Genomic DNA, 12,030 nt, shown 5'->3' with positions numbered 1-12,030 from the left:
ACGCCAGCCGCCGCCGCCCTGGGGCAGGTCGGGAATCAGGGGAATATCGAGATCGGCCATCTGCGGCGCGCCTTCGCTGCCGAACAGGCCGCGCAGCTGCTGCGCCACCGAAGCGTCGCGGCGCGCGCGCTCGGCCTTGCGGGCGGCGCTGTCGTCGGTCTTGGCGAAGCGCTCGCCGCCGCGTCCGCGCGCGGGCTTGAGGCGCTCGTTCAGGGCTTCGTACATCGGCCCCAGGTCGAACACGAGGCCGGGGCGCAGCAGCGGCACGATCAGCGCATGCGCTTCCTGGTCCGGCTCGAACTCGCGCCAGGCCTGTTCCAGCGCCACCAGCAGGACTTCGGGACGGAAGGGATTGACGGCGGCGCGCACCAGATCGCGGCCGAGCAGCACGCCGAGCCGCACGCCCAGGCTGGCGAGCTGTTCGGAATGCTGGATGTCGAAGGGCCGGCTGACCACGCCGAAGGCGAGTTTCTGGTCCATCTCTTCCAGCGGCACCAGGCTGAGGGCGACCTGCGCGGCCGGGCGCGGCTGGGGCGAGAGCTGGCCGAGTTCCTTGCGCAGGGCCAGTTCGATGCCCGTGCAGGCCAGGTGGAAATAGGCGTAGGCGTTTTCCTTGAGGAGGTTGCCGGACTTGATGCGGCGCGCGGCCAGCTTGGGATCGGGACCTGCGCTGGTCATGTCGAGCAGCGCGGCGACCATGCGGTGGCACATCTCCATTAGCTGGCCATTCGCATGGCGGCTGGCGATACCGACGAGCTCATCCAACGTCGCCTGCCGGTCGGCGGCGGCCTTGCGGGCGGCGGGCGTCTGTGCGGATGGGGTGGCCATGGACGTGGGGAGAAGATCGATCCCTCCATTCTGCCATATTATTTCCACAAAGCAATAGGCCTTAATGCATATGTCGTAAGAAATACGACACGCCGAAGCATGTGATCGAGCGTTTCATCAGGAAATAGATGCTTTCAGATTGTAGGAGCACCTCCTACAACGCATCAAGGGGTGTTCCGATAGCGATTCATCAACACGATAAGCATGATTGATTCACCGGAAATGCCTCGAATCCATTCGGACACGGCCGGTCGGTAAAGCCGAGCAGGATCTTTTCCCACTATGAAAGGAAGCACCATGGCCTCGAAGCAAGGTAGCAAGCGCAACCAAAGCGGCTCTCAGCAAAGCAGCAAGAGCGAAGGCAACAAACAGTCGGGCTCGGCAGGTTCGGGCTCGCGCTCGGGCGGCGGCACCCGCGGCGGTACTCCGGAACAACACGCCGAAGCTGGCCGTCAGAGCCACAAGAACGACAAACGCTGATCCTGTTTTCTCCGGCCCCGCCGGAAGCAGGCATCACTTGTCCAGCCCGCCGCGCATCGAGCCGGCGGGCTTTTCTATGTGTCGGACAAAGCGCCACGGCTTCCTTGCCTTATCCATAGGCCTGACGAATAAACGGGCCGCGGCCATCGGCCAAGCCGATGTATCGGGCTACCGAGCCTGTTGGGCCGACTCAAATATTGCGCAGGATCGCACCCTTGGGCGGCGCGAAATCGCGGATGTCGTTGACCAGGCCGGCGGCCTTGGCGTCGCGCGAGTTCAGATGCAGGTCCGAATACTGGTGGATGCTCCACTGCTCCGGGGTCAGCTCGACGGTCTTGCGCAGAATCGACTCGGTGCGCGAATCGTCGGCACGCAGGCCCTCGACGATGATGTTGAGCGCATCCGGACGCGAACCGGGCGAGGCGGTCGCATGCGACTTGTGGACCATGAAGCGCGCCGTCTCGCTGCAATAGCGCTCCGTGCCGCACAGGTAGAGGATGACCGCGATCGAGGCCACCGCCCCGCCGTTGTACATCACAAACTTGATCGGCGAGCTGGCCATGAAGTTGTACAGGCACAGGCCGTCGCTGACATAGCCGCCGTTGGACTGCACCAGGACATGGGCCGTCTCGATGCCGTCCTCGGTCATGGCGGCGACCGCGTCGAAGACCCGGTGGACCATGTCACTATTGACGTCGCCAGACAGCGTGAACCAGCCTGTTTTTTCCTGTTGTGCTTTGTCTTCGCTCATAGTTTTTTCCGCCTGCAAAGTGAGTGTGATAAGTGTAGCAAAACCGGCCCGCGAGCCCGGATGCCGTGCGTCAATAGTGCGCGGCAATGCTTTTAGGAATCGAAATGCCCGCGTAACCGTCCTACCTACCAACGTCATCCCGGCGAAGGCCGGGATCCAAGTTTGCTCGCGTTCCCGCCCACGTTTTGGCTGCCGGCTGTCCAACGAACTTGGGTTCCGGCCGAGGGGGACGCCGAGTCCCGGAACGACGTTCTGAGGGTAGGGGCCGCCCCTTCCTTCCCCTGGTTTCCCCCTTAGCTGGTTGACAGCAACCGCCCTCTCGCATATCCTCCACAGTCTTGACAGGGAGAGCGCAGCACGCTGCCGCCGAAGGGGCACTACCCACAAACTCTCAGGCAAAAGGACCGGTCAAGGAGCGGCGGCGCATCGCGCGGCGGCTCAACTCTGGAGAGCGGCCGCGACACAAGCGGCCCACCGAAGGGGCAGGCGGCCAGGCCGCTATCTCTCAGGTACCAAGGACAGAGGGGAAAACAGCGCACGGCGACGTGCCCGCACCCCTATTCAACTGCCCTGAGGATTCCATGACGCTCAAAGCGACTCCGCTCAATTCCGCTCACCGTGCCCTAGGGGCCAAGATGGTCGACTTCGGCGGCTGGGACATGCCGGTCAACTACGGCTCCCAGATCGAAGAGCACAACGCGGTGCGCACCGACGCCGGCATGTTCGACGTGTCCCACATGTGCGTGGTCGACCTCAAGGGCGCCAACGTGCGCAGCTTCCTGCGCGGCCTGCTGGCCAACAACGTCGACAAGCTGCAGGTCCCGGGCAAGGCCCTCTACTCCTGCATGCTGAATCCCGAAGGCGGCGTCATCGACGACCTGATCGTCTACTTCTTCAGCGAAGACTGGTTCCGCATCGTCGTCAACGCCGGCACCGCCGACAAGGACGTGGCCTGGATGAACCAGCAGAACGCCGCCACGAATTCCGGCCTGGTCATCACCCAGCGCCGCGATAGTAGTGATGAAAATCGCGACCCGATCGCCCTGATCGCGGTCCAGGGCCCGAACGCCCGCGCCAAGGCCTGGGAAGTGCTGCCGGAGACCAAGGCCGCTTCCGAAGCGCTCAAGCCCTTCAACGTCGTAATCGTCCCGGACACCGCCTTCGGCGAAGTCATGGTGGCGCGCACCGGCTACACCGGCGAAGACGGCTTCGAAATCGGCGTCCCGGCAGCCAAGGCCGAAGCCCTGTGGAACGCCTTCGCCGCCGCCGGCATCAAGCCCGCCGGCCTGGGCGCCCGCGACACCCTGCGCCTGGAAGCCGGCATGAACCTGTACGGCCAGGACATGGACGAGACCGTGAACCCGCTGGACGCCGGCCTGGGCTGGACCATCGACCTGGTCTCCGAGCGCGACTTCATCGGCAAGGCCGCCCTGCAGGCCAAGGGCCAGCAAGCCAACTTCGTCGGCCTGATCCTGCGCGAAAAAGGCGGCATCCTGCGCGCCCACCAGAAGGTCCTCAGCGCCGCCGGCAACGAAGGCGAGATCACCAGCGGCACCTTCAGCCCGAGCATGCAGCAGGCGATCGCCCTGGCGCGCGTGCCGCTGGACGTGGCGGTCGGCGACACCGTGCAAGTCGTGATCCGCGACAAGCAGCTGGCCGCTTCCGTCGTCAAGCTGCCGTTCGTGCGTAACGGCAAAGTCCTCGCCGCCTAAAAGAACAAGCAATATAATCACCGCGTCACCCATACCAGGAGCCTTTAATGAACATCCCTACCGACCTGAAATACACCGAGTCCCACGAGTGGGTCCGCCGCGAGGCTGACGGCACCCTGACCGTCGGCATCACCGAATACGCGCAGGACGCACTGGGCGACATCGTGTTCGTCGAACTGCCGCAGGTCGGCAAGGCCTTCACCGCCGGCGACGACGCCGCCGTGGTCGAGTCGGTCAAGGCCGCCAGCGACATCTACGCTCCGGTGTCGGGCACCGTCACCGCGGTGAACCAGTCCGTGGCCGACGCGCCGGACTCGATCAACCAGGACGCCTACGGCGCCTGGCTGTTCAAGCTCCAGCCGACCGACGCCGGCGCTGTCGACAAGCTGCTGGACGCCGACGCCTACGGCAAGACCACCGACAATTAATGTCGCCGAGGGCGCGCCGCTGAATGCGGCGCGCCCTTTTAGTTTCACGAAGTCCCGAATTCCTCATCTTCGCCAGCCCACAAGGCGCCGGCAATTCATCTGGCCACCATCATGACCCGTTCCAGCCTCACCCAACTTGAAGCCCGCGATTCGTTCATCCCGCGCCATATCGGCCCGTCCGAATCCGAACAGGCAGCCATGCTGTCGACCCTCGGCTACGCTTCGCGCGCCGCCCTGATCGACGCCGTGGTTCCCGCCAACATCCGCCGCAAGGACACCCTGGACCTGGGCCAGTTCGTCGAGCCGCGCACCGAAGAAGACGCGCTGGCCACCCTGCGCGCGCTGGCATCCAAGAACAAGGTCATGAAGTCGATGATCGGCCAGGGCTACTACGGCACCCACACCCCGAAGGTCATCCTGCGCAACATCTTCGAGAACCCGGCCTGGTACACCGCCTACACCCCCTACCAGCCCGAGATCTCGCAGGGCCGCCTGGAAGCGATCCTGAACTTCCAGCAGACCATCACCGACCTGACCGGCATGGGCATCGCCAACTCGTCGATGCTGGACGAAGGTACCGCCGCCGCCGAAGCCATGACCCTGCTGCAGCGCGTCGGCAAGTCCTCGTCGAGAGTGTTCTATGTCGCCGACGACGTGCTGCCGCAGACCCTGGAAGTGATCCAGACCCGCGCCCAGCCGATCGGCGTCGAAGTGCGCGTGATCGCGGCCGGCGACATCGAGAAGCTGGAAGAGACCTGCTTCGGCGTGCTGCTGCAATACCCGGGCGTGAACGGCGAAGTGCGCGACTACCGCGCCGCCGTGGAACACCTGCACGCCATGGGCGCGATGGTGGTCGTGGCCGCCGACCTGCTGGCCCTGACCATGCTCACCCCGCCGGGCGAATGGGGCGCCGACGTGGTCGTCGGTAACAGCCAGCGCTTCGGCGTGCCGCTCGGTTTCGGCGGCCCGCACGCCGGCTACCTCGCCACCCGCGACGAATTCAAGCGCAGCATGGCTGGCCGCCTGGTCGGCGTGACCGTCGATGCGCAGGGCAACCAGGCCTACCGCCTGGCGCTGCAGACCCGCGAACAGCACATCCGCCGCGAAAAGGCGACCTCGAACATCTGTACCGCCCAGGTGCTGCTGGCCGTGATGGCCGGCATGTACGCGGTCTACCACGGCCCGCAAGGCCTGAAGCGCATCGCCCAGCGCGTGCACCGCCAGACCGCCATCCTGGCGCGCGGCCTGCAGCAGCTCGGCGCGGAAGTGACCAACACCACCTACTTCGACACCCTGACCGTCAAGGGCGACGCAGCCGCGCTGCACGCGGCCGCCGTCAACGCCGGCATCAACCTGCGCCGCGTCGACGACCAGCACGTGGGCGTGTCGCTGGACGAGACCACCACCCGTGAAGACCTGGCTGCGCTGTTCGCCATCTTCGGCAACGGCAAGAACGTCGATATCGACGCATTGGACGAAGACGTGGCGGACGCCTTCCCGGCCGCCCTGACCCGCGAAAGCGCTTACCTGACCCACCCGACCTTCAACCGCTACCATGCGGAGCACGAGATGCTGCGCTACCTGCGCTCGCTGGCCGATAAGGACCTGGCGCTGGACCGCACCATGATCCCGCTGGGTTCGTGCACCATGAAGCTGAACGCGACCTCGGAAATGATCCCGGTCACCTGGCCCGAGTTCTCGAACATCCACCCGTTCGCGCCGAACGACCAGACCGTGGGCTACCGCGAGATGATCGACCAGCTCGAAGCCATGCTGTGCGCCGCCACCGGCTACGCCGCGATCTCGCTGCAGCCGAACGCCGGCTCGCAGGGCGAATACGCCGGCCTGCTGGTGATCCAGAAGTACCATGAGTCGCGCGGCGAAGGCCACCGCAACATCTGCCTGATCCCGTCCTCGGCCCACGGCACCAACCCGGCGTCGGCCAGCATGGTCGGCATGAAGGTGGTCGTCACCGCCTGCGACGAGAATGGCAACGTCGATCTGGCCGACCTGAAGGCCAAGGCCGAGCAGTACAGCAAGGACCTGGCCTGCGTCATGGTCACCTACCCGTCGACCCACGGCGTGTTCGAGGAAGGCATCAAGGAACTGTGCGAGATCGTGCACGCCCACGGCGGCCAGGTCTACGTCGACGGCGCCAACATGAACGCGATGGTCGGCGTGGCCGCGCCGGGCGCCTTCGGCGGCGACGTCAGCCACCTGAACCTGCACAAGACCTTCTGCATCCCGCACGGCGGCGGCGGTCCGGGCGTCGGCCCGATCGGCGTCGGCGCGCACCTGGCCAAGTTCCTGCCGAACCAGCTGTCGACCGGCTATGTCCGCGACGAAGCCGGCATCGGCGCGGTCAGCGCGGCGGCCTACGGCTCGGCCTCGATCCTGCCGATCTCGTGGATGTACATCGCGATGATGGGCGCGGAAGGCCTGACCGCGGCGACCGAAGTGGCGATCCTGAACGCCAACTACATCGCGCGCCGCCTGGCCCCGCACTACCCGGTGCTGTACACCGGCCACGACGGCCTGGTCGCGCACGAGTGCATCATCGACCTGCGCCCGCTGCAGGACAAGACCGGCATCAGCAACGAAGACGTGGCCAAGCGCCTGATGGACTTCGGCTTCCATGCCCCGACCATGAGCTTCCCGGTGCCGGGCACCCTCATGATCGAGCCGACCGAGTCCGAGTCGAAGGCCGAGCTGGACCGCTTCATCGAAGCGATGATCACCATCCACGCCGAGATCGTGAAGGTCGAACGCGGCGAGTACGACAAGATGGACAACCCGCTCAAGGGCGCGCCGCACACCGCGGAGGTGGTCACCGCCGACGACTGGAAGCATGGCTACACCCGTGAAGTGGCGGCCTTCCCGGTTGCCTCGCTGCGCAAGAAGAAGTACTGGCCGCCGGTCGGCCGTGCCGACAATGTGTACGGCGACCGTAACCTGTTCTGCGGCTGCGCGCCGATCAGCGACTACGAATAATCGCTGATCGACCAGCTTATTTGCGGCTCGACGCGAGCCGCAAGTGGGAGCTCGGATGACGGCGGCGTTCGCGCGCGAATTCGCGCGGGACGTCGCCGTCTTCTTTTTGGGCCGCCGCTTGTTCGGGCGGCTCGGCCTGCGGCTCTTCCAGCCGGAAACCGGACATGGTGCGCGACAGCGCCAGCGCCTGCATCTGCAGGGTGCGCGCGGCCATGGCCGCCTCTTCGACCAGGCTGGTGTTCTGGCGCGTCACCTGGTCCATGCGCACGATGGCCTGGTTCACGTCCTCCAGGCTGGATTCCTGGCCCTGGCTGGCCGAGCCGATGCGGCTGACGATATCCTCGACCTGGCGCACCGAGCTGGCGATCTGCTGCATGCTGGTCCCGGCCTGCGCCGCCCAGGCGGTGCCGCCGTCGATCTCGGCGACCGACTGGGTGGCCAGCAGCCGGATCTCTCCAGCCGACGCAGTCACCCTGCGCGCCAGATGGCGCACTTCGCTCGTCACCGCCGCCATGCCCGCGGCGTCCGGTCCCGCGCGCGCCGCATCCAGGCCCGCATTGAGCGCCAGCGTGTTCGCCTGCGCCGCCAGGGCGTCCAGCCCGTCCACGATCTCGACCACTCGATGGGCGCTGCGCTTGCCGGAATCCAGCGCCGCCAGCAGGCGGTCCACCACGCTGCCGCCCGCGTCGGCCGCCTCCCCTGCCGACGCCGCCAGCTGGTTGGCCTCCAGCGCGCTGTCGGCCGTGAGGTTGACCCTGGCCGCCAGGTCCTTCATGGAGCTGGCGGTATCCAGCATCGATCCGGCGCGGAACACGGCGCGGCTGCCCAGGCTCAGGCTGCCCAGCTTGATGTCGCGCGAGGCGATGCCGATCACGCGCGCCGATTCCAGGATGCTGCGCAGGGTGCCGTTGAGGTTGCGGATGCCGGCGTCCAGGGCGCGCGAGGTCTCGGCGATCTCGTCGCCGCCATAGGCGCGCTCGCGCACCGTCAGGTCGCCGCTGGCCAGGCCGCTCACGGCCGCGCCGATGCCGCGGATCTCGTCCAGCAGCAGGCGCCGCACGGCGAAGGTGATGGCCAGCGAGATGCCGATCGCCAGCACGATCACGATGGGCATCAGGGTCGACATCACGCGGAAATCCGACTGGGCGCTGTTGGACGCCTGGCGCGACAGGGTTTCCTCGATCACGGCCAGGTCGGCCAGGCGCTGGGCCACCACCGCGAAGGCGCTTTCGGCCTTGAGCATGGCGTTGGCCGAGATCGAGCCGTCGAGCGGCGCCAGCTCGATCACGTCGCGCACCGCCGCGGTATAGGCCTGGTGGGCGCTGATCGCCTGCTCCACGTGGCGGCGCTCGGCCGCGTGCGGACCGGTCATGCGCGCCAGCTGGCTCAGGCCATCGGCGATGCGTTCATGCTCGATCAGGATGTCGCGCCGCAGCGGCTCGGTGCGGGCGATGGGAAAGCTGCCGCCCATCCAGCTCAGCAGGCGGTAGATATCGGCATGGGTTTTCTGCGATTGCGCCGCCAGGCTGCTGGCGGCGCGCATGCTGGCGGCGCGCCGCCCGACGATCTCTTCGAGCGAGGCGTTCTGGCGCACCATCGCGTAGTAGGCGGAACAGGACAGCAGCACCAGCAGGAACAGCACGGCGCCGGGCGCCAGCAGCAGCTTGGGACCGATGCGGAGACGGGCCAGCATGGCCTACCCCATGCGTGCGGGCTGCGGCGAAGGGGAAGCGGCGCGCGCTGCGCAGATTAACAGCGATGGGGTCATGGCGTCCTCCGGTTGAAGCACAAAGTTTCCCAAGTGCATTCAACGAATTTACCCCATGACCGGCGCCTGGTATTTGTGCCAGCGCAAAGACGGACTGCCGGACCCGCTGGCCCGGCGCGGCGCTATGGGTCAGCTATCAGGCCTTCAGGTCGTCCAGGGTCTTGCCGCCGGACAGGGCCTCGGTCACCCAGGCCGGGCGGCGTCCGCGTCCGGTCCAGGTCTGGGACGTATCGCCCGGATTGCGGTATCGGGCCGCGCCACCCGCCGATTGTCCTTTGCCCTTGCCGGACTTGCCCGGCTTGCCGCCCTTGGCGGACAGCAGTTCGTCGACGCTCACGCCCAGGTTCTTGGTCAGCGCCAGGATCTGCTCGCGCGCTTTCTTCACCTCTTCCTGCTGGCGCGACTTGATCTGCTTTTCGACTTCGAATTGCAGGCCTTTCAGTTCAGCCAGGTTGTAGTTCGACAAATCGATGTTGGCCATGCTCATCCTTTGAGAGTGTGGTGGGTAATGCAAGCGTACCATGTCCAAACAAAACTGGTGAGGTACACGGAATAAGATCGCAATTATTTTTGATTGGATTCCAATTGCGGCAAGACTCATGCGAGAGGAATAAATACCAGCCTTGAGGCCGAATATGCCGAAATTTTCCATTTCCGGTATTGATATTATCGCAAGCGCCGCGATATCTCGCGGTGCAAGCATGAATAGCCGAGCTTATTTCGGTGAACGCCAATAAGAAATGGAGACAAAATGGAACACTCCGGCAGGCTGCACGCATTCGATAACCTCCGCGCCGTCATGATGTGGCTCGGCATTCTGCTGCACGTCGCCGTCAATCACACCACGGGCGACTCGCCCCTGCCCTGGCGCGATGCGCAGACCTCGCCGATTGCCGACCTGATCCTCCTGTTCATCCACGCTTTCCGCATGCCGGTGTTTTTCATCCTGGCGGGCTATTTCGTCGCGATGCTGATCGCGGGCCGCGGCGCCAGGGGCATGCTGGCGCACCGCATGCGCAGGCTGCTGCTGCCTTTTGTCGTGTTCTGGCCGGTGCTCATCGTCTGCACGACCATCGTGATGCTGGTTTACCTGCACGTCATGGCGCGCGGTACCGCAGGCATCGAACTCTCGCTGCTGGCGAAAAAGAGCGCCGGCGCCTCGCCCTTCAATACGATGCACATGTGGTTCCTCTATTACCTGATCTGGTTCTGCGCGCTGAGTGCCGCCCTGGCGCCGGTGTGGAGCCGCATCTCCGTGCGCGTGCGCGAGGGAATCGATACGGCGTTTCTTGCGTTGGCGGGCAATTGGTGGGGTCCGCTATTGCTGACCATTCCGCTGGCAATCGTGGGATCGTTTTATCGCGCCGGCGTGATGGCATCCAGCGGCTCCTTCATTCCGCAATTGCCGGAAATGGTGCATAACGGCCTGTTCTTCGTCACCGGCCTGCTCTTATATCGTTCGCGCGAGGCCTTGTTCCCGCATTTCACGAAACATTGCTGGAAATACGCGATTGCGGGCCTGGTGGTATTCATCGCCGCGCTCGCTGCATTCGATATCTTCACCAGAAAACCGGGGACCGTTCCCCATATCGAAGCCGTGATTGCCTATGTCTATAACCTGAGTAGCTGGTGCTGGAGTTTCGCCCTGATCGGCCTGTTCCTGCGCTATATGCAGCATCAGAATCGCGTGCTGCGCTATGTATCGGAAAGCTCGTATTGGGTGTTCCTCGTGCACATGCTGGGCACGATCGGATTCGGCGCCATGGTCTACACCTGGCCGCTCGGCGTGGTCCCGAAGATGATGCTGAATGTCGCGGCGACCACGGTGGCATCCCTGCTCAGCTACCAGCTGCTGGTCCGCCATACCTTCATCGGCGTGCTGCTCAACGGGCGGCAGCGGCCCAGGGACGGCCGCCTGCCGGCCCAGGCAAGCGCGGGGCCGGCGTGAGCGGTCTCAGGACCTCGAGTGCAACACCCGCGCGGACGCCCGGCAAGCAGCCGGTACAGGATGGCGCTTACTCTTTCAGCGTCTTGATCTGGGCGCTTGCGTCGGCGCTCAGCTTCTTCGACAGGCCGGGCACCGCGCCCAGCGCCTTCTCGTAGGCGCCCACCGCGCGCGCCTTGTTGCCGCCGGCCTGCAGCGACTGCCCCAGCCGGTAGTACACCGCGCCCTGCGGATAGATCCTGGCGGCCTGCTCCAGCAGTGGCACCGCTTCCGCATGCTTGCCCTGCTCCTGGCGGACGCGCGCCAGGCCGTACAGGCCCAGTTCGCTGTCCGGATAGGCGGCCTGCAGTTCGCGGAACACGCGCTCGCTGTCGGCGTAGCGCTTTTCCATCATCAGGCTGCCGCCCAGGCTCCACAGCGCATCGCGGCGCTGGTCGGCCAGGTCGCTGCCAGGAGCGACGTTCACCGCTCGCAGCAGGCGCTCGGCGAGGGCGAAGTCTTCTTCCCTGGTGGCGATGCGCGCCTGCATCAGCTGGCTGGTCTCCTGGCTCAATCTGGCGGTGTCCGCCGCGAGCGCGCGGCCCTTGTCCACGCCGCCGCCCACGATGCCGGGGGCCATCAGGTAGTACTGCAGCAGCGAGAAGCGCGCGCCGACGTTGTTCGGGTCGAGCTCGACCGCCTTGCGGAAGGCGTCGCGGATCTTGCCCGCATAACCCATGGCGGAGAAGATCCCGGCGCCGATCGCCTTCGACCCCAGCGCCGTGCCCAGGGCGTCATGGCAGACGGACTCGCGCGGGTTGGCGGCGACGCAGGCCTCGCCCAGCGACACGGCTTCGTCGACCCGTGCTTCCGCCGCGGTGGCCACGATCACGTCGACCTTGGCGGCCAGGGCCTGCGGATCGCGCGGCGCGCCGGCCAGGGCCGCGTTGGCCAGGCGCTCGGCGTCCAGGTAGTTGCGCGACTTCAGCGCGGCGGTATAGGGGGTGGCCATGGCCGGCGCGGCCAGCAGGCAGAGCGCGGCCAGGGCCAGGCGCGGGAACGATTCGTGGCGAACGGGGTGTGGCATGCTTCCTCTTGTCGGCGTGGACGGGCAGCGACGATTCTACGCGCCAGGCATCGCCGCGCTA

Annotated in this window: 10 protein-coding genes and 2 riboswitches; of the genes, 5 read left to right on the top strand and 5 right to left on the bottom strand. The window is 65.8% G+C overall.

Annotated elements, in window-relative coordinates; genetic code table 11:
• The coding region (locus KBW95_RS08720; RefSeq protein WP_211527994.1) for a DUF1631 family protein at positions 1-828 on the bottom strand (828 nt) is incomplete at its 3' end.
• 297 nt (positions 829-1,125) lie between these two features.
• On the opposite strand from KBW95_RS08720, the gene KBW95_RS08715 reads away from it, so the two are divergent.
• On the top strand, positions 1,126-1,308 hold the full coding sequence (locus tag KBW95_RS08715) for a hypothetical protein (protein WP_229429633.1): 183 nt from the start codon (positions 1,126-1,128) through the stop codon (positions 1,306-1,308).
• 190 nt (positions 1,309-1,498) lie between these two features.
• Here the strand turns inward: KBW95_RS08715 and KBW95_RS08710 are convergent, their stop codons facing one another.
• Positions 1,499-2,059: an ATP-dependent Clp protease proteolytic subunit gene (locus tag KBW95_RS08710; protein ID WP_211524296.1), complete on the bottom strand. Its 561-nt coding sequence runs from the start codon at positions 2,057-2,059 to the stop codon at positions 1,499-1,501.
• 333 nt (positions 2,060-2,392) lie between these two features.
• Positions 2,393-2,476, top strand: a riboswitch (glycine riboswitch).
• Positions 2,477-2,493: 17 nt separating this feature from the next.
• Positions 2,494-2,591: riboswitch (glycine riboswitch) on the top strand.
• 49 nt (positions 2,592-2,640) lie between these two features.
• Here KBW95_RS08710 and gcvT point away from each other — a divergent pair.
• The 3 genes from gcvT to gcvP all read left to right on the top strand — a co-directional run bounded on the left by gcvT (position 2,641) and on the right by gcvP (position 7,190).
• The gene (gene gcvT, locus KBW95_RS08705; protein ID WP_211527993.1) at positions 2,641-3,771 is read left to right on the top strand and encodes a glycine cleavage system aminomethyltransferase GcvT; all 1,131 of its coding nucleotides are present in this window, start codon (positions 2,641-2,643) and stop codon (positions 3,769-3,771) included.
• A 47-nt stretch (positions 3,772-3,818) separates the two neighbouring features.
• Complete coding sequence (gcvH, locus tag KBW95_RS08700) at positions 3,819-4,199, top strand: glycine cleavage system protein GcvH (protein WP_211524298.1); 381 nt, start codon at positions 3,819-3,821, stop codon at positions 4,197-4,199.
• 111 nt (positions 4,200-4,310) lie between these two features.
• Positions 4,311-7,190, top strand: coding sequence for an aminomethyl-transferring glycine dehydrogenase (gcvP, locus tag KBW95_RS08695; protein WP_211524299.1), 2,880 nt, complete (start codon positions 4,311-4,313; stop codon positions 7,188-7,190).
• Between the two features lie 16 nt (positions 7,191-7,206).
• On the opposite strand, the gene KBW95_RS08690 is transcribed toward gcvP, so the two are convergent.
• A complete protein-coding gene (locus KBW95_RS08690; RefSeq protein WP_211527992.1) occupies positions 7,207-8,883 on the bottom strand; it encodes a methyl-accepting chemotaxis protein in 1,677 nt (558 codons plus the stop codon).
• 211 nt (positions 8,884-9,094) lie between these two features.
• Positions 9,095-9,439 carry an H-NS family nucleoid-associated regulatory protein gene (locus KBW95_RS08685; protein ID WP_211524301.1) on the bottom strand — a complete coding sequence of 115 codons (345 nt, stop codon included), beginning with the start codon at positions 9,437-9,439 and terminating at the stop codon, positions 9,095-9,097.
• A 270-nt stretch (positions 9,440-9,709) separates the two neighbouring features.
• Between KBW95_RS08685 and KBW95_RS08680 the strand changes: the two genes are divergently transcribed.
• Positions 9,710-10,906 (top strand): acyltransferase family protein, encoded by a 1,197-nt coding sequence (locus KBW95_RS08680; protein ID WP_211527991.1) that lies wholly within the window; start codon positions 9,710-9,712, stop codon positions 10,904-10,906.
• 67 nt (positions 10,907-10,973) lie between these two features.
• On the opposite strand, the gene KBW95_RS08675 is transcribed toward KBW95_RS08680, so the two are convergent.
• Positions 10,974-11,969, bottom strand: a complete 996-nt coding sequence (locus KBW95_RS08675) for a tetratricopeptide repeat protein (RefSeq protein ID WP_211524303.1) — start codon at positions 11,967-11,969, stop codon at positions 10,974-10,976.
• Positions 11,970-12,030 lie beyond the last annotated feature (61 nt).

The sequence above is a fragment of the Massilia sp. ZL223 genome, assembly GCF_018119395.1.
GTDB lineage: Bacteria > Pseudomonadota > Gammaproteobacteria > Burkholderiales > Burkholderiaceae_D > Telluria.
The sequence above is the reverse complement of the archived record's forward strand: the minus strand, read 5'-3'. Positions and strand labels throughout refer to the sequence as shown.